The organism is Microbispora sp. H10885 (assembly GCF_014161415.1).
Taxonomy (GTDB): domain Bacteria; phylum Actinomycetota; class Actinomycetes; order Streptosporangiales; family Streptosporangiaceae; genus Microbispora; species Microbispora triticiradicis.
This window is the reverse complement of sequence record NZ_JABBWY010000003.1, coordinates 643,840-661,328: the sequence shown is the minus strand read 5'-3', so window position 1 is coordinate 661,328 and position 17,489 is coordinate 643,840. Positions and strand designations below refer to the sequence as shown.

The window sequence follows — 17,489 nt, the reverse complement described above, 5'->3', positions numbered from 1 at the left end:
GGACAAACGCCCCTGATGTGCCGATCCAACGCCACCCCCACCCCGAACGTCAATGGCGTTGGCATAAGGTGGGCGGTGAGGAGAGAGGGGGACGCCGTGCCCAAGCCGGTGGTGGGCGAGTCGGCGCGCCAGCGGCGCCGCCCGACGAAGAACGGGGTGGTCCTCTCGGAGGGCCTGATCGTGCGGACCGCGCTGCGCATGCTGCGCGAGCACGGCCCGGCCGGCCTCACCGTACGGCGGCTCGGCATCGCCCTGGGGGCCGATCCCAGCACGCTCTACCGCTACTTCAGAGGCGTGGACGACCTGACCCTCGCCATCGGCGACATGCTCATCGGGCAGGCGATGGCCGGCTGGAGCGGCGGCGGCGACTGGCGCGCCGGCCTTCGCGACCTGGGCCTGCGCATCCACGCCGCCTACCTCGAACACCCGCAGGCCGCGGTGCTGACCGCCAGCCGCATCAGCGGCAAGTCGCACGAGATCGCGGCCGACGAGGCGATCCTCGGGCTGCTGCGCGGCGCGGGGTTCCCCGACCGTGAGGCGGTCGGCGTCTACCACACCTTCATCGACATGACGCTGGCCTTCGCGGCGCTGGACGCGGCCACCCTGGCGCTGCCCGCCGAGGCGCGCGAAGCCGACGAGGAGATCTGGCGGGCGACCTACGCCCGGCTGCCCCGGGCCACCCACCCCAACATCGCGGCGGTCGCCCCTCTGCTGGTCGCCCGCATGAACGACAGCGCCTACCCCGCCGCCCTGGAGATGCTCCTCGACAGCGCCGCGTCGCGACTCACGCGCCCCCGCCCCGCACCCCGGACGGCACGGGGCGGGGGCCGGGACCACCCGGACAAGGGTGTCTAGGGGTTTTCCACGCCTATCACTCCTTTTAGTGTGATTGGTGTTTCAGCAGAAAGGCGAGTCGCCTCATTCGAGTTCGCTCAGGTCGAGCAGGCTCGAATCGTGGCCGCTCGAATCGAGACCGTCGCGGCGGTAGTCCCTTCCCTCACATCTCGAGAGCGCCGGCGATTCCGCGAGGACGCCCCGGTCCGGCTCTCGCCGCACGAATATCCCGAAGACCCGGCTTATCCCCAAAAATCCGCTTATTCCGGAAACCAGGTTCCGCGCCCCGAGGAAGGAGCAGCCATGGAGGAGACGACCGTTCCGGCCGAGGCGACGGAGGAGCTCACGGCGGAGACGCTGATCGAAGAGGTGTCGATCGACGGCATGTGCGGCGTCTACTGATGAACGATCCCCTGGACGAGGCCTGGGAGCTGTCTCCCCGGGTGGCCCTGCGGCCGGAGCCGTTCGGGGCCCTGGCCTACCACTTCGGCAACCGGCGGCTGACCTTCCTCAAGCGCCCCGAGCTCGTCTCGGTGCTCCGCGACCTCTCCGGCGAGCCCGACGCCCGTGCCGCGCTGACCCGTGCCGGCGTTCCCGCCGGCCGGTGGCCCGCGTACGCGGAGGCCCTGCGGGGCCTCGCCGGCGCGGACATGATCAGGCCGCGCGGGCGGGTGGAGAGCCGGAGCGCGGCAGCGCGGAATTCGACGGCCCAGAACTCGACGGCACAGAACTCGGCAGCGCAGGACGGTCCGGCCCGGTCCGGGACGGCGAGCGGGTCGCTGGCCAAGCGGTTCGAGTACGGCCTGGCCGCCCCCATCTGCCTGACCTGGGAACTCACCTACGCCTGCAACCTGTCGTGCGTGCACTGCCTGTCGTCGTCGGGGCGGCGTGACCCGCGTGAGCTCGCCACCGCCCAGTGCGAGGCGGTGATCGACGAGCTGCAGGCCATGCAGGTCTTCTACGTCAACATCGGCGGCGGGGAGCCGACCGTGCGGCCCGACTTCTGGCATCTGGTGCAGTACGCCGTGAACCACCAGGTCGGGGTGAAGTTCTCCACGAACGGGACGCGACTCACCCCCGAGCGGGCGCGGTTTCTGGCCGCCACGGACTACGTGGACGTGCAGGTGTCGCTCGACGGCGCCACCCCCGAGGTCAACGACCGGGTCCGCGGCCCGGGGTCGTACGAGACGGCGCTGCGGGCGCTCGACAACCTCGCCGCGGCCGGGTTCGCCGACGCGAAGCTGTCGGTGGTCGTGACCCGGGAGAACGCGGGCCAGCTCGACGAGTTCAAGGCCATCGCCGACGAGCGCGGGGCGACGCTCCGGCTCACCCGCCTGCGCCCGTCCGGACGGGGCGCCGACGTGTGGGACGAACTGCACCCGACGGCGGCCCAGCAGCGTGAGCTGTACGAGTGGCTGCTGCGCGCGGGCGAGAACGTCCTCACCGGCGACTCGTTCTTCCACCTCGCGGGATACGGCGAGTCGCTGCCGGGGCTGAACCTGTGCGGCGCGGGCCGGGTGGTCTGCCTGATCGACCCCCTGGGCGACGTGTACGCCTGCCCGTTCGCGATCCACGACCGCTTCCGCGCCGGCAACGTGCTCTCCGACGGCGGGTTCGCCGCCGTGTGGCGGGAGTCGGAGCTCTTCGGGGACCTGCGGTCGCCGCAGACCTCGGGCGCGTGCACCGGATGCGGGTTCTTCGACTCCTGCCGGGGCGGGTGCATGGCCGCCAAGTTCTTCACCGGCCTGCCGCTCGACGGGCCCGACCCCGAATGCGTGCAGGGGCACGCCGCCGACGCGCTCGCCGCTGCGGGCCGTACGGTGCCCCGGCCCAGCCAGGACCACTCCCGCCGCCCCGGCGCCCGCCGGGCCGGAGCCGGGCCGGTTCCGGTGCGCATCGGACGCCGGCCCTCCCCCGCCGCCCCACCCGTACACCCACCCGTGCACGCGTGCGCGGAGAGCCCGCTCGCCGGGTTCAGCCCCTCATCCGACGTGTAGCAGAAGGACGATAGCTCGTGGCCGCGAACGCCTGGTTCGAGACGGTTGCGGAGGCGCAGCGCAGAGCGCGGCGCCACCTGCCGAAGTCGGTGTACTCCGCGCTGCTCGCCGGTTCGGAGAGAGGCCGGACGTACCGCGACAACACGGCGGCGTTCGCCGAACTCGGCTTCGCGCCGCACGTGGCGGACCTGCCGGCCAAGCGCGACCTGTCCACCACCGTGATGGGGCAGCAGATCTCCCTGCCGGTGCTCATCTCCCCCACCGGGGTGCAGGCCGTGCATCCCGACGGGGAGGTGGCGGTGGCACGCGCCGCCGCGGCGCGCGGCACGATCATGGGGCTGAGCAACTTCGCGAGCAAGCCCGTCGAGGAGGTCGTGGCCGCCAACCCGCAGACCTTCTTCCAGATGTACTGGATGGGCACCCGCGAGTCCATGGCCGCGCACATGGAGCGGGCCCGCGCCGCCGGGGTCAAGGGGCTGATCGTGACCCTGGACTGGACGTTCTCCCACGGCAGGGACTGGGGCAGCCCGTGGATCCCCGAACGCCTGGACCTGAAGGCGCTCGCCCGCTTCGCGCCGCAGGGCCTGACCCGGCCGCGGTGGCTGCTCGGCTTCGCCAGGACCGGCCGGCTGCCCGACCTCACCGTCCCCAACGTGGCGGAGCCCGGCCGTCCGGCTCCGACGTTCTTCGGCGCGTACGGCGAGTGGATGCGGACCCCGCCACCCGGCTGGGATGACGTCCGGTGGATGCGCGAGCAGTGGGACGGCCCGTTCATGCTCAAGGGCATCTCCCGGCTCGACGACGCCCGCCGCGCGGTGGACGCCGGGGTCACCGCGATCTCGGTGTCGAACCACGGCGGCAACAACCTGGACGGCACGCCCGCGACCATCCGGCTGCTCCCGGGCATCGCGCGGGTGGTCGACGGCCAGGCCGAGGTGCTGCTCGACGGCGGCGTACGGCGCGGGGGCGACGTGGTCAAGGCGCTCGCGCTCGGCGCGCGGGCCGTGATGATCGGACGCGCCTCGCTGTGGGGCCTGGCGGCGAACGGCCAGGCGGGCGTGGAGAACGTGCTCGACATCCTGCGCGGCGGCATCGACTCGGCGCTGCTCGGTCTGGGCCGCGCGTCGATCCACGATCTGGAGCCCGGCGACGTGCTGGTCCCGCCCGGCTTCACCAGGGAGATCGGGTTCACCGGGGAGATCGGCTCCACCAGGGAGATCGGGTCTCCGGGCGATGCGTGAGAGGGGCGAAGGCGGCCTGGCAGAGCTGTCGTGGCCCGCGCTGCCGTCCTCGCCGACCGTGCTGGTGCCGCTCGGCTCCACCGAGCAGCACGGCCCGCACCTGCCCCTGCACACGGACACGGCGGTCGCGGCGGCGGTGGCGAGGGCCGCCGCCGCCCGCCTTCTCGCGGTGGCTCCGGACGACCCCGTCCTCGTGGCGCCGCCCGTCGCGTACGGCGCGAGCGGCGAGCACCAGGACTTCCCCGGCACCATGTCCATCGGGACCGCCGCCCTCCGGTTCCTGCTCGTCGAACTCGTCCGCTCCCTGTCCCGCTGGGCCGGGCGCGTCGTGATCGTGAACGGTCACGGCGGGAACCTGGACGCCCTCGCCGCCGCGACGCCACTGCTGCGCGAGGAAGGCCACGACGTGTGCTGGGCGCCCTGCGCGGCCGGGCCGGCCGACGCCCACGCCGGCCACGCCGAGACGTCGCTCATGCTGCACCTGGCCCCGCGTCTGGTGGACATGGCCCAGGCGGAGCCGGGCAACCTCGCCCCGCTCGCGGAGATCATGCCCGAGCTCGCGGCCAGGGGCGTCGCCGCCGTGTCACCCTCCGGCGTGCTCGGCGACCCGACCACGGCCACCGCCGGGGAGGGACGCCGCCTGCTCGACCGGATGGCCGACGACGTGGCCGCCCGCGTCCGGCACGGACGGGCCGACCACACCGGCCGCCTCCTGCCCGCCCCCGCCCCCGCACCCGCCCCCGCACCCACACCCGGGCCCGCGGCCGCGACGGCCTCTCCGGCATGAGCCAGGTGAGCGGCGAGGACGGCGGCTTCCGGGTCGCCCTGGTGACCGGGGCGGCCCGCGGGATCGGCGCCGCCGTCGTGCGGGCGCTGTGCGCCAGGGGCTACCGCGTGGTCGCGGTCGACTCGTGCGCGGCGGACGGCCCGGCGCGGCCCGCCGGGGTGACCTATCCGCTCGCGGCCGACACCGACCTGAAGTCGCTGGCCGACGACCACCCCGGCGTGGTGGTGCCGTACATCGCGGACGTGCGCGACCGCGACGCGCTCGCCCGCGCCGCCGCCGTGGCGGCGGACCGCTTCGGCCGGCTGGACGCGGCCGTGGCCGCCGCGGCGGTCATGGCCGGCGGCCTGCCGCTGTGGGAGACCCCGGACGCGCACGTCCGCGCCCTGTGGGAGACCGACGTGCTCGGGGTGTGGAACACCGCCGCGGAGTGCGTCCCGCACATGCTGGCGGGGCCCGAGCCGGGGGCGTGCCGGTTCGTCGCGGTGGCCTCGGCGGCCGGTTCGCACGGGCTGTTCCGCCTGTCGGCGTACACGATGGCCAAGCACGCGGTGGTCGGGCTGGTGCGCGGCCTCGCCGCCGACCTGGTGGGCACGGGGGTGACCGCGGCGGCCGTCTCCCCCGGTTCGACCCGCACGCCGATGCTCGTCGCCACCGCCGAGGTGTACGGCCTGGACGGCGTCGAGGACTTCGCCTCGTCCCAGTTGCTGCGCCGTCTGATCGAGCCCGCCGAGATCGCCGAGACCATCGCGTTCTGCTGCTCTCGCGAGGGAGGCGTCGTCAACGGATCGGTGATATCGGCGGACGGAGGCTTCACGCCATGACCCACGATCAGATCACCCGCGACTCGGACCCACGGGTGCCCGGCCGGCTTCCGGACGGTTTCACCGTCCGGCTGAACCGGCGTGTCCGGGTCCGCGACGGCGGGCGCACCCTGGTGGGTGGCGCGCCGACGCGGGTCATGTACCTCACCCCGGCCGCCGCGGACCTGTTCGATGGCCGCACGCTGCGGGTCCGCGACCGCGTCTCCGCCCTGCTCGCCGACCGGCTGCTGGAGGCAGGCCTGGCCGACCCTGTCGTCGGGGACCTGCCCGGTCTCGACCCCTCGCAGGTGACGGTGGTCGTGCCGGTGCGCGACCGGCCCGCCGCGCTCGACCGGCTGCTGTCGGGTATCGGCGACCGGCACCGCGTGATCGTGGTGGACGACGCGTCGGCCGCCCCGGAGGCCGTCGCCGAGGTCACGGCGGCGCACGGCGCGGTGCTCGTCGCGCTGGCGGAGAACGTCGGCCCCGCCGCCGCCCGCAACGCGGGCCTGCGCCGGGTCACCACGCCCTACGTCGCCTTCGCGGACTCCGACGTTGTCCTCGAACCCGGCACGCTGCCGACCCTGCTCCGGCACTTCGCCGACCCCCGGGTGGCCGTGGTGGCGCCGCGCGTGCTGGGGCTCCGCCTGCCCGGCCGGGCCCGCTGGATCCTCCGCTACGAGGACGCGCGGTCCTCCCTCGACCTGGGCCTCGATCCGGGCATCGTACGCCCGAGGGCGCCGGTCTCCTGGGTCCCGAGCGCGTTCCTGCTGGCGCGGGCCGACGCCCTCGGCCACGGCTTCAGCGCCGAGATGCGCGTCGGCGAGGACGTCGACCTGGTGTGGCGGCTGGCGCGGGCGGGCTGGCGGGTGCGCTACGAGCCGGCCGCGACGGTGCGGCACGAGCACCGCACGGTGGTCCACGACTGGCTGCGGCGCAAGGCCTTCTACGGCACCGGAGCCGACCTGCTCGCCCGGCGGCATGGCCGCGACGTGGCCCCCGCGGTGCTGGCGCCCTGGAGCGCGGCCTTCGTGCTGGCGCTGCTGGCGCAGCGGCGGTGGTCGCTGCCGGCCGCGGCGCTGATCTTCGCGGGCACGGCCGCGACGATGTCGGCCAAGGTCAGGCGGAGCGAGCACCCGGTGCGCCTCGCCCTGACGCTGACGTCCGACGGTGCCGTCGCGGCCGTCTGGCAGGCGGCGGCGCTGCTGCTCCGCCACTGGTGGCCGCTCGCCGCCGTCGGCTGCCTGCTGTCCAGGAGGCTCCGCCGGGCCGTGGCCGCCGTGGCCGTGATGGACGCGCTCACCGATCTGCGGCGCACTGGCGCGCACCTCGACCCGGTCCGCTACGCCGTGGCCCGGCGCCTGGACGACGCGGCGTACGGGTCCGGCCTGTGGCTCGGCGCGATCCGCGGGCGCTCGGTGCGCGCCCTGCTGCCCGACATCCGGTGGAAGACGCGCTCGTCGAGGCCGTCCGCCTAGAAGCCGGCCGCCGGGAGACCGGCCGCCTGAAGAACGTGGTGAGCCGCCGCCCCGGGAGCACCCGGGGCGGCGGCTGCGACGTCACCGGACACCGGTGAGCGCGTCGGTTCGGTGGCACGCCACCCAGGACCGGGGCGACCCGTAGTCCGGCAGGCGCAGCCGGGGCCGGTGCCTCTTCGGCCCGGCGACCGGCCCGGGTTCCGCGCCGTCCGCACGGTCCGCCGCGACCGCGTACAGGGCGCACACCAGCGCGCAGATCTCCTCCTCGGTGGGATTTCCCGCGACCACCCGCAGTTCGGCGCCCATCACATCGGGGGGTTTCCGTGCTTACGCCGCGGCCCCGACGCCTGCTTGGCCCGCAGCAGGCCGAGCGCCCTGGTCAGGGTGGCCCTGGTCTCGCTCGGGTCGATGACGTCGTCGACCAGCCCGCGCTCGGCGGCGTAGTAGGGGTGCATGAGCTGCCTGCGGTATTCCTCCACCCGCTGGGCGTGCGCCTCGACCGGGTCCGGCGCGGCGGCGATCTCCCGGCGGAAGATGACGTTGGCCGCGCCCTCCGCGCCCATGACCGCGATCTCGTTGGTCGGCCAGGCGAAGGACAGGTCCGCGCCGATCGACCTGGAGTCCATCACGATGTACGCGCCGCCGTACGCCTTGCGCAGCACCATCGAGATGCGCGGCACGGTCGCGGCGCAGTACGCGTAGAGCAGCTTGGCGCCGTGCCTGATGATGCCACCGTGCTCCTGGTCGGTCCCGGGCAGGAAGCCCGGCACGTCGACCAGGCTGACCAGCGGGATGTTGAAGGCGTCGCACATCTGGATGAAGCGCGCGCCCTTCTCCGAGGCCTTGATGTCCAGCACCCCGGCCAGGTGGGCGGGCTGGTTGGCGATGATGCCGGTGACGTGACCGTCGAACCTGGCCAGCCCGCAGATGAGGTTCTGCGCCCAGCCCGCGTGGAACTCGAAGAACTCCCCGTCGTCGACGATCTCCTCGATCACCGCCGACATGTCGTAGGAGATCGCCGGATCAGCCGGCACCAGGTCGAGCAGGGCGTCGTTGCGCCGGTTCGCCGGGTCGGTGCAGGTGATGGACGGCGGCAGTTCCTGGTTGTTGGCGGGCAGCAGGGACAGCAGATAGCGGACTTCCTCAAGACAGGACACCTCGTCCGGGCAGACGAACCCCGCCACGCCGGAGAGTGTGCCGTGCACCCGCGCACCACCGAGGTCGTCGGCGCTGATCTCCTCACCGGTCACCGCCTTCACGACGTCCGGGCCCGTGATGAACATCTGGGCCGTGTTCTGCACCATGAACACGAAATCGGAGAGAGCCGGCGAGTACGCCGCTCCCCCCGCGCACGGGCCGAGCATGACGTTGATCTGCGGAATCACCCCCGACATCCGCACATTGCGCCGGAAAATACCGCCATAACCGGCAAGCGCGGTCACACCTTCCTGGATCCGGGCCCCGGCGCCGTCGTTCAAACCGATCAGCGGCACCCCGGCGGCCTCGGCCAGATCCATCACCTTGTGGATCTTCTCGGCGTGCGCCTCACCGAGCGCGCCGCCGAACATCCGGAAATCGTGGGCGAAGACCATGACCTCGCGGCCGTAGACCTTGCCCCACCCCGCCACCACGCCGTCGGTGTACGGCCTGCGGTGCTCCAGCCCGAAACCGGTGGCCCGGTGCTGCCGGAACGCCTCCACCTCCACGAAGGACCCGCTGTCGAGGAGCACGTCCAGGCGCTCCCGCACGGTGAGCTTGCCCTTGGCGTGCTGGCGCGCGGTCGCCTCCTCACTCGGGCCTGAATGGATGCTCTCCTTGAGCACCTGCAAATCCGCCAGCCGTTCCCGCATCGATTCCTTCGGCAGGTCGCTGACCCGCGTCACCACGGTCCCCATATGTATTCCTCCTGACGGCACAACCGGGTGCCCTCAGGGTAAGGGGGCCGATCAACGCCACGACACCCCTAAAAAGGACGGCGACCGCGCCGATAAAACGCGTCCCGAATAGAACCGGAAAACGGTCCGGATATCAGTGTTCCGGTCCGGCGGTGGCCGGCCCCCTACGGGCCGGCCACCGGGGGACCACGATCGACTCAGCCGACGGCGGCCCCGCCGAACTCGAGGACCGCGGGCAGGTCGGCCCGGCTGCTGATGTCGAGCTTGCGGTAGATCCGGGTGAGGTGCTGCTCCACCGTGCTCACCGTGAGGTAGAGCTCACCGGCGATCTCCCGGTTGGTGTGCCCGGCGGCGGCCAGCACCGCGACCCGGCGCTCGGCCTCGCTCAGCAGCGCCGCGCTGCCCCCGCTCAGAGCCGGGGAGGCCTGCTTGCCGGTCTCGGCCGCCGCCTGCGCGCCGCCGATCTCGGCGCCGCACTCCTTCATCAGGGCCCGCGCTCGAATCATGATCATGCCGACTCTCCGGTGCTCGCCCAGACCGCGGTAGGCCTCCGCCAGGTCGAAGAGCGAGCGGGCCTGCTCGTAGCGGTCGCCGCCGTTCTGCAGCATGTCGGCGGACTTGCGCAGGAGCATCGGCCGGTGCCGCAGCTCGCTGGTGGCCGCCAGCAGGCGGATCGTCATGCCGAGCTCCCGCGGCGTGCGGGAGTTGCAGCGGGACAACTGGTCCTCGATCAGGCGGGAGGCCTGCTCGGAACGGCCCATCTGCAGGCAGGCCTCGGCGGCGCCGGCCCGCCACGGCAGCAGGCCCGGCACGTCCAGGCCCCACCTGCCGGTCAGCTCGCCGCAGAGCTGGAAGTCCCGCAGGGCCAGTGCCGCCTGCCCGACCGCCAGGCTGTAGCGGCCCCTGGCGTACAGGTAGTGCAGGCCGTACCGGCTCTCGAACATGGCGTCCAGCACGGGCCGGTCGAGGATGTCGTGCACGTCGTCGAACCGGCCCATCGCGGTCAGCGCGATCACCAAGCTGCCGAGCGGGCTGCCCACCGTGACACCCCAGCTCGTGATGGGCATGATCTCCAATGCCGCCCGCGCGTACTGCTCGGCGCTGACCATGTCACCCTGCCGTACGGCCATCTCGGCGCGGATGGCCGAGAGCCTGGCCTGGCGGCTCGGGGCGCGCCGGGAGGACGCCTCGACGCTGAACAGGTCGCACAGCGGCGCGGCCTTCTCCGCCTGCCCGCCGTAGGTGAGCGCGAGCAGCGCGCACTCCACGGTGTCCATCGACATCTCGTCCAGGCGCGCGAGCCGCAGGATGCGCTCGACGGCGATCAGGGCGCCCTCGTGCGGGCCGTTGACGAGCACCTGCGCGAGCGCGGTCGCCGTCTCCAGACGGCGCCCCGCGGCCACCGACACCAGGGCGGTTCCGGTGTCCGCGCGCGGCTCGCCGAGCTTGGACGCGAAGGCGGGATGGGTGGCGCGCAGCCACGGGCGCGCGATGTTGAGCTCCATCACCGTCTCGGGGTCGCTCTCGTAGCCGGCCGTGGTCAGATGCTCGATCACGTCCTGCGCGTCGTCGTACCGGCCGTGCCAGAGCAGCGCGCGGGCCAGGACCACGCCGTCGCTGCCGCGCAGGTGACCGCGCTGCATCGCCTCGGTGAGATCGGCCAGGTGCCGGTCGGGCGCCTCGGGGTTGATGCGCCACTCGGCACGCACCAGCATCGTGGCGATCTTGAGGCGGCGCCGCTCGTCGGTGCACGCCTGCCACGCGAGGCGCAGGTAGTCCACGCCACGCTCGGTGCGGCCCTCGCGCAGCGCGTCCCTGGCCGCGTCCTCCAGCACCGGCACCACCCAGGGCGCGTCGATCGGGCCGGCCTGGACGAGGTGATCGGCGATCACCGACGTGGCCGCGCCGTCCGCGTGCGCCAGTTCGGCCGCGCGGCGGTGCAGGTCCCGGCGCTCGTCGAGGCCCACCTCGGCCAGCACGGCCGTACGGGCCGACTCGTGCCGGAACCGGCCCACGCTGAGCACGCCGCCGGCCGTCAGGGCGTTCATGGCCCTGCTGATCTGGGTGTGCCCCAGGCTGAGCAGCCGGTCGAGCGAGTCGGTGTCGCCGAGCACCGCCAGGCACCGGGCGATCCGGAGCAGTTCGGGCTCTCCCCGGTGCAGGCAGGTCAGCACGGCCTGGCCGTACCGCTCGCCGACCACCGGCTCGTCCGTCACCGGCTCGCCGTCCCTCTCCCGCGGCCCGCCGAGGTAGTCCTCGATGAGGGCGGCGGCCAGCAGCGGGTTGCCGGCGCTGAACGCGTACCAGTCCTCCGCGAAGCGGACCGCGACCTCCTCGCCCGCGCGCTCGCGCACGAGCGTGTGCACGCCCTGCCGGGACAGCGGGTTGAGCTGCACGACACCGCAGTACGGCTGGCGCAGCAGGTCGGTCCAGAAGAAGGTGTCGGTGCTGCGCACGTAGTCGGAGTAACTGAAGATCACCATGATCCGGGCGAAGCGTACGCGCCGGGCGAGGTACGCCAGGCACAGCAACGACGGACGGTCGGCGTAGTGCACGTCGTCGACCACGATCACCAGGGGATAGCGCTCCGACAGCTCCAGCAGCACGGTGCACAGAGCGTGCGCGATCTGGGCGTCCACCTGGTCCAGGGTCTCGGAGGCGAGCCCGGAGCTCATCGCGGTCTGCTTGCCCTCCTCAAGCAGCGCGAGCGCGCGCACGCGCTCCTCCTCCACCAGCGGCGCCTCTTCGATGAGCTGGCCGAGCACGCCGAGCGGCAGGTCCTGCTCCATGCGGGACGCGGTCGCGGCGACGGGCAGGGCGCCCAGCTCCACGGCCTGCTCGGCGAACGCGTCGAGCAGTGCGCTCTTCCCGGTGGCGACGGTGCCGCTGAGCATCGCGACCTTGCCCTTGCCCGTCAGCGCGGCCGCCAGCATCTCCTGTAACGAGGTCAGTGCCTCGTCTCTCTCAATCAAGTTCATCAAGCGGGCCCCCTCCAGCTGAGCTTCCGTCCTTACGAATGGACGCTTGCCTGCTTGTTGGAGACGATGGTCTCGCCGGCCGCTTTTGGATCGCTATCGCGCGCTTATCCCCACTCCCGCGCCCCGGCCATGACCTCGTGAGCTGGGAGTTCACCGGGATTTCGCGCACCGGGGACGGGCCGCACCGGGACACGCGACACCCGCCGCCCCGCCCATGACAGGGCGGAGGCGGCGGGCGCGTCAGAACTTCAGCGGGCGGCCGGAGGGAGTACGCAGGTCGGGCGCCTCGTCCTTGGCCGTGGGGCGCCCCGAGGGCCGGCTCTTCTTCAGCTGCTTTCGCGTCATCGCGTCGTGCCCTTCCGTACGGGGCCCGTGGACGAGGGCCGGAGGTCGGTCGTGCGCGGTCACGCGGTGGTGGCCAGCCGCCGCCTGCGCGGGCGCCCGTGGGCCTCGCCCAGTTCGCGGTGGTTCCTGCCGGAGGGCTCGACGAGCCGGGCGGCCCGGTGGACGACGGCCTGCACCGCGCGGAGCGCGGCGGTCTCGGCGTCCCGCTCGATCCCCACGCCCCAGTGCGTGCGGTTCCCCAGGCGGCACTCGGCGTAGACCGCGACCCCCGCCGCGACGTCCTGTTCCCCCTGGCCGACGCCGGTCCGGTGGACGGCGCGGACCTCGATCCCCCACTCGGCGAGGCTCACCCGGAGCGCCTGCAGCGCGTCGGCGCGCTCCGCGCCGACCTCGAACCCGCCGCCGTCCACGTGCAGTTCGACGGCGAGCGGCTCCGGCCCGAAGACGGGCGGCCCGGGCGGGCACGTGTACTCGCTCTCGAACAGCTCCCGCACCCCGCTGGGGGTGATCTCCATGCCTTCGCTGTCGGCCCGCCGCTGCACCACCCGGGCGAAGTCGATCTGCAGGTCGCGCGGCAGGTGCCTGCCGTACCAGGTGCTCATGATGTAGGCGACGCCGCCCTTGCCGGACTGGCTGTTGATCCGCACCACTGCCTCGTAGGTCCGGCCCACGTCCGCGGGATCGACGGGCAGGTACGGCATGTCCCAGGGCATCTCGTCCATCGGGGCGCCGAGCGCGGCGGCCTCCCGCTCCAGCGCGTCGAAGCCCTTCTTGATGGCGTCCTGGTGGGAGCCGGAGAAGGAGGTGTAGACGAGGTCGCCCCCGTAGGGGTGGCGCGGGTGGACCGGAATGCCGTTGCACTCCTCCACGACGCGGCGGATCGCGTTGAGGTCGGAGAAGTCGATGCCCGGGTCGACGCCGTGGCTGAACAGGTTCATGCCGAGCGTGACCAGGTCCACGTTGCCCGCGCGCTCGCCGTTGCCGAACAGGCAGCCCTCGATGCGCTGCGCGCCGGCCATCATGGCCAGCTCCGCCGAGGCGACGCCGGTCCCCCGGTCGTTGTGCGGGTGGATGGACAGGCAGACGTGCTCCCGCCGGGACAGGTTGCGGTCGAGCCACTCGATCTGGTCGGCGAAGACGTTGGGCGTGCTCCGCTCGACGGTCGACGGGAAGTTCAGGATGATGTCCCGCCCGGGGCCGGGCTGCCAGACGTCCATGACCGCCTCGCAGACCTCGAGGGCGAAGTCCAGCTCGGTGTCGCTGAACAGCTCGGGAGAGTACTGGAAGCCCAGGTCGCAGTCGCTCAGCGTCTTGTCCGCGTACTTCATCATCAGGCGCGTGCCCTGGACGGCCAGGTCCTTGCACTCGTCCCTGGTCATCCCGAACACCAGCCGCCGGAACAACGGCGACGTCGCGTTGTACAGGTGGATGGTGGCGCGGGGAGCGCCTTCGAGGCTCTCCACGGTCCGCCGGATCAACTCGTCACGTGCCTGCACCAGGACGGAGACGCGGACGTCGTCGGGGATCAGGTCGCGCTCGATGAGCTCGCGCAGGAAGGCGTGGTCGTCCTCGCTCGCCACGGGGAAGCCGACCTCGATCTCCTTGTAGCCCATCCGGACCAGCAGATCGAACATGGCCATCTTGCGCGCCGGGCTCATCGGACTGGCCAGCGACTGGTTGCCGTCGCGAAGGTCGGTGGAAAGCCAGCGAGGCGCCCGCGTGATGACGTTGTCGGGCCAGCGGCGGCCGGGCAGCCGGACGGGTTCGGGTGCGCGGTAGCGCCGCAGCGCCTTGGTCATCCTCGTCAACGGAAGATCCCTTCTCTCTGGCTCAGGGTTAACCGTTCGAACCGAAATACGTCGAATAAGAATAAGGCGACAGCGTCACCTGGATCTGGAAGGAGGAAACGTCGCCGATGATGCGGAACATCACGGCGATCTCCGGATAGGCGGCGGTCATTCCGAGATTGACGAAGTAGTGGTCGCTGTCGAATATCATGCGGTAGAGCCCGCGCTCCAACTGGGCGGTGTCCCATCCCTTCACGACGCCCGCCCCGTCGGTCTCGGCGGTGGTCACATGCCACCAGATGCCGTCGACCTCGCGCTCCAGGCGCAAACGAACGCCGGCCGCACCGCGGCCGAAAACGCTGTCCAACGCCTGCGCCGTAATGTTCATCTCTCCGCACACCTGTCTATCGGACCCGCGGGGACCGATCTCGAAGTCTCCAGTGACGTGTTCCGGGTCGCTTCCGCACAGCCTCGCAGCGCCGGCTATCGGTTCACCTTCGCCGCTCTATCGGGGACGCGGGGCCGCGAAGGGGCGCCGGACATCCGGGCCGAGGCCATCCGGACAAGGGTGCCTAGGGGTGTGAACGCGCTTGCCGATCCTCTTATAGTGATATCAGCGAAAGCGCAATTTTGAACGATTTGTGAGCCTCATGCGAGGTGACGCCACTGAGTGCGCGGTAACCGGCAGAAGCCGTGATTCCAGCGATGAGAGACGAACGAGTCGCACGTACGAAAATGGAGCCGTCGGGAATCGACCCGACGGCTCCATTCGTTTGCCCGGATCACTTGCGGGCGGGGGTTTCCACGTTCCGTGGAGAGGGCCCGGAGGCCGGACGGCCACGGGCCGGCCGGGCGGAACGCCGGCCGGGTGCCTGCGTCTTCTCCTCGTCCAGACGGCTCGCCACCACGCGGCGGGCGCCGGCCTCGTCGAAGCGGCCCGACTCGCGTTCCAGCAGACCGATGCGGCGGATGGTGAGGGCCACGCCGTGGTCGTCACCGGTCTGCCGGAACAGCTCCAGCGCCGTGTCGAGGCTGCCGCGGGCGTCGGCGTAGCGCTGCTCCGCGGCCCACAGCAGGCCCGTGGAGTAGTGCATGGCCGCCTGTCCCCTGCGGTCTCCGGCCTGGCGGGCGGCCGCCATCGCCACGTTGTTCGTGTTGCGCCAGTCGTCCAAGTAGACCCTGGACTCGAAGAAGGGCGCGGCGCAGATGGCCAGGTCCCAGGACAGCTCGGCGAGACCGGCCTGGGCCGCCTGGCGGATCCCGGACACCAGTGTCAGCCGTTCGCGCTCGTACCACGGGAGCGGCTGCTGGACGAGCCGGCGGACCAGCGTGTCGGGCAGCGGCCAGCGGGCGGCGCCGCTGTGGAGGCCCGCGTAGTCGTCGCCGTACTGCTCGCGGTGCGCGTCCCGGGCGAGGTGGAGCAGGCAGCTCAGCACCCTGGCCAGCGCGGCGCCGCGCTCGGCGGCCGGTTCCTCCGCGGCCAGGCGCTCCCTGGCGAAGACCCGGATGAGGTCGTGGAAACGGTACCGGCTGTGGGCGCCCCGCCCGGTCCCGGTGATCTCGACGAGCTGGGCGTCGGCCAGGTCGTCCATCAGGTCCTGGGTCTCGTGCAGCGGCCGGTCCAGCAACGCGGCGCTGACCCACGAGGGGAACGGCTGGAAGTCGAGGATGGCGAGCCGGCGGAACAGCCTGCGGGCCGCCTCGCCGGTGCTCTCGTAGGCGACGGCGATGCTGGCCCTCATGCCCATCCCGCCGTGCCTGAGCTCGTCCAGCCGACGGGTCTCGTCCTGTAGCCGCCCCGCCAGCTGCTCGATGCTCCAGTGCGGATGGGCGGAAAGACGTGATCCGGCGATGCGCAACGCGAGCGGCAACTGGCCGCAGAGCTCGGCGAGGGCCTGTGCCGACGCCGGCTCCGACCGCACCCGGTCCTCTCCCGCGATGTGGGCCAGCAGCCGCATCGACTGGTCCGGGTCGAAGGTCTCCACCTCGACGTTGCGCGCGCCGGGCAGGCCGGTCAGCCTGCTGCGGCTGGTGACGATGACCGAGCAGTCGGAGCTGCCCGGCAGCAACGGCACCACCTGGCTCTCGCCCGCCGCGTCGTCGAGCACCACGAGCGTCGTGCGGCCGGCCAGGAGGCCGCGGTACATCTCGGCCCGCTCGTCCAGCGTCTCCGGTACCGCGCCGCCCGGGACGCCGAGCGCCCGCAGGAACCGGCCCAGCACGTCGAACGGATGCACGGGGCGCGCCGTCCCGCCATGAAGGGCGGCGAACAGCTGCCCGTCGGGGAACCGCTCCGCCACGGTGTGGGCGGTGTGGACAGCGAGGGTGCTCTTGCCGACGCCCGGCTTGCCGGTGATGACCGCGATCGGCACGGCGAACGGCGCCCGTTCTCCCGGGGACGGCGTGATGAGGCGGCGTACGGCGTCGACCTCCGGGGCCCGGCCGGTGAAGTCGGCGATGCCGGCCGGCAGCATCCGCGGGGCGCCGGTACGAGGAGCCGTCACGGCGACGCCCGCCGCGGCCGCCGGCGCGGGCGCCGGCCGCCCCGTCTCGACGGAGACCCGGATCGCGTGTTCGAGCCGGCGCAGCCGCTCGTTCGGCTCGATCCCCAGCTCCTCGACGAGGATCCGCCTGCCCTCGCGGTAGACGTGCAGTGCCTCGGCCTCCCGTCCCGACTGGTAGAGAGCGGTCATCAGCTGGCCGCGCAGTTGCTCGCGCAGCGGATACCGCTCCACCAGTTCCGTCAGCTCGGCTATCACCTCCCGATGCCGCCCCAGGGAGAGTTCCAGCTCGATGCACTTCTCGTGGGCGGTGATCCGGTCCTCGGTGAGGCGGCGGGCGGCCGCCCGGATCAGCCTGCTGTCCATCCCCTCCAGCGCGTGGCCGCGCCACAGGGCGAGCGCCTCGCGGTAGTGCCCGACGGCGGCCTCGGCCGCGCCGGCCGCGCCGGACCGCCGGGCCAGCAGGATCAGGTGCTGGAAGCGGTCGCAGTCGAGTTCGTCGTCGTCCCCGACCTCGATCGCGTACCCCTGGGAGTGAGTGGAGATCAGGTTGGGCCGGCCGTACTGGGCGAAGACCCGGCGCAGGGCCGAGATGCAGATCTGCACCTGTGAGCGGCAGGTCGTGGGCGGGTTGTCGTCGTAGACCGCCTCGATGAGCCTGCCGATGGACGTGCCCCGGCTGTGGTCCAGCAGGAGCACGGCGAGAGCCGTCTGCTGTCTCGTGCTGCCCAGGTCCACGCGATGCGCGCCGTCCACGACTTCCAGAGGCCCGAGAATGCGAAACTTCACCGCGTGACTCCTTGCACTTATCGGACCCGTCCCCCGGGCCCACAAGGATGATCGGTT

General features: G+C 72.5%; 13 protein-coding genes. 7 read left to right on the top strand and 6 right to left on the bottom strand.

Translation table 11 applies throughout. The annotated features are described in order from the left end of the window. The first annotated feature begins 75 nt into the window (after nt 1-75). The 7 genes from HHX37_RS11050 to mftF all read left to right on the top strand — a co-directional run bounded on the left by HHX37_RS11050 (nt 76) and on the right by mftF (nt 7,137). A complete protein-coding gene (locus HHX37_RS11050) occupies nt 76-855 on the top strand; it encodes a TetR/AcrR family transcriptional regulator (RefSeq protein ID WP_310740330.1) in 780 nt (259 codons plus the stop codon). A 282-nt stretch (nt 856-1,137) separates the two neighbouring features. Beyond that, nucleotides 1,138-1,236 (top strand): mycofactocin precursor MftA, encoded by a 99-nt coding sequence (mftA, locus tag HHX37_RS11045; RefSeq protein WP_117409937.1) that lies wholly within the window; start codon nt 1,138-1,140, stop codon nt 1,234-1,236. Beyond that, nucleotides 1,236-2,831, top strand: a complete 1,596-nt coding sequence (gene mftC, locus HHX37_RS11040) for a mycofactocin radical SAM maturase (protein WP_182885322.1) — start codon at nt 1,236-1,238, stop codon at nt 2,829-2,831. The genes mftA and mftC overlap by 1 nt, the downstream gene beginning before the upstream one ends. Nucleotides 2,832-2,848: 17 nt before the next feature. Beyond that, complete coding sequence (mftD, locus tag HHX37_RS11035) at nt 2,849-4,072, top strand: pre-mycofactocin synthase MftD (protein ID WP_117409935.1); 1,224 nt, start codon at nt 2,849-2,851, stop codon at nt 4,070-4,072. Continuing rightward, nucleotides 4,065-4,859: a mycofactocin biosynthesis peptidyl-dipeptidase MftE gene (gene mftE, locus HHX37_RS11030; RefSeq protein ID WP_182885321.1), complete on the top strand. Its 795-nt coding sequence runs from the start codon at nt 4,065-4,067 to the stop codon at nt 4,857-4,859. Before mftD ends, mftE begins: the two co-directional genes overlap by 8 nt. Then, nucleotides 4,856-5,680, top strand: coding sequence for a mycofactocin-coupled SDR family oxidoreductase (locus HHX37_RS11025; RefSeq protein WP_182885320.1), 825 nt, complete (start codon nt 4,856-4,858; stop codon nt 5,678-5,680). The genes mftE and HHX37_RS11025 overlap by 4 nt, the downstream gene beginning before the upstream one ends. Then, nucleotides 5,677-7,137, top strand: coding sequence for a mycofactocin biosynthesis glycosyltransferase MftF (gene mftF / locus HHX37_RS11020; RefSeq protein WP_182885319.1), 1,461 nt, complete (start codon nt 5,677-5,679; stop codon nt 7,135-7,137). The genes HHX37_RS11025 and mftF overlap by 4 nt, the downstream gene beginning before the upstream one ends. 81 nt (nt 7,138-7,218) lie before the next feature. On the opposite strand, the gene HHX37_RS11015 is transcribed toward mftF, so the two are convergent. From HHX37_RS11015 to HHX37_RS10990, 6 genes are all read right to left on the bottom strand, one after another. Then, nucleotides 7,219-7,443 carry an acyl-CoA carboxylase subunit epsilon gene (locus HHX37_RS11015; protein WP_117409931.1) on the bottom strand — a complete coding sequence of 75 codons (225 nt, stop codon included), beginning with the start codon at nt 7,441-7,443 and terminating at the stop codon, nt 7,219-7,221. After that, a complete protein-coding gene (locus HHX37_RS11010; RefSeq protein ID WP_220499464.1) occupies nt 7,443-9,032 on the bottom strand; it encodes an acyl-CoA carboxylase subunit beta in 1,590 nt (529 codons plus the stop codon). The genes HHX37_RS11015 and HHX37_RS11010 overlap by 1 nt, the downstream gene beginning before the upstream one ends. A gap of 197 nt (nt 9,033-9,229) precedes the next feature. Beyond that, entirely contained in the window at nt 9,230-12,010 is a 2,781-nt protein-coding gene (locus HHX37_RS11005; RefSeq protein ID WP_182885318.1) for a helix-turn-helix transcriptional regulator, read from the bottom strand. 404 nt (nt 12,011-12,414) lie between these two features. After that, complete coding sequence (leuA, locus tag HHX37_RS11000; protein ID WP_182882282.1) at nt 12,415-14,154, bottom strand: 2-isopropylmalate synthase; 1,740 nt, start codon at nt 14,152-14,154, stop codon at nt 12,415-12,417. A gap of 37 nt (nt 14,155-14,191) precedes the next feature. Beyond that, complete coding sequence (locus HHX37_RS10995; protein WP_117409929.1) at nt 14,192-14,530, bottom strand: hydroxyisourate hydrolase; 339 nt, start codon at nt 14,528-14,530, stop codon at nt 14,192-14,194. A 394-nt stretch (nt 14,531-14,924) separates the two neighbouring features. Then, nucleotides 14,925-17,432 carry an AfsR/SARP family transcriptional regulator gene (locus HHX37_RS10990; protein WP_182885317.1) on the bottom strand — a complete coding sequence of 836 codons (2,508 nt, stop codon included), beginning with the start codon at nt 17,430-17,432 and terminating at the stop codon, nt 14,925-14,927. Nucleotides 17,433-17,489 lie beyond the last annotated feature (57 nt).

Bases quoted from the DNA above. Each gene is read 5' to 3' on its own strand.
- mftA (WP_117409937.1), top strand. From the start codon at position 1,138: ATGGAGGAGACGACCGTTCCGGCCGAGGCGACGGAGGAGCTCACGGCG.
- mftC (WP_182885322.1), top strand. From the start codon at position 1,236: ATGAACGATCCCCTGGACGAGGCCTGGGAGCTGTCTCCCCGGGTGGCC.
- mftE (WP_182885321.1), top strand. From the start codon at position 4,065: ATGCGTGAGAGGGGCGAAGGCGGCCTGGCAGAGCTGTCGTGGCCCGCG.
- HHX37_RS11025 (WP_182885320.1), top strand. From the start codon at position 4,856: ATGAGCCAGGTGAGCGGCGAGGACGGCGGCTTCCGGGTCGCCCTGGTG.
- mftF (WP_182885319.1), top strand. From the start codon at position 5,677: ATGACCCACGATCAGATCACCCGCGACTCGGACCCACGGGTGCCCGGC.
- HHX37_RS11015 (WP_117409931.1), bottom strand. From the start codon at position 7,443: ATGGGCGCCGAACTGCGGGTGGTCGCGGGAAATCCCACCGAGGAGGAG.
- HHX37_RS11010 (WP_220499464.1), bottom strand. From the start codon at position 9,032: ATGGGGACCGTGGTGACGCGGGTCAGCGACCTGCCGAAGGAATCGATG.
- HHX37_RS11005 (WP_182885318.1), bottom strand. From the start codon at position 12,010: ATGAACTTGATTGAGAGAGACGAGGCACTGACCTCGTTACAGGAGATG.
- leuA (WP_182882282.1), bottom strand. From the start codon at position 14,154: ATGACCAAGGCGCTGCGGCGCTACCGCGCACCCGAACCCGTCCGGCTG.
- HHX37_RS10995 (WP_117409929.1), bottom strand. From the start codon at position 14,530: ATGAACATTACGGCGCAGGCGTTGGACAGCGTTTTCGGCCGCGGTGCG.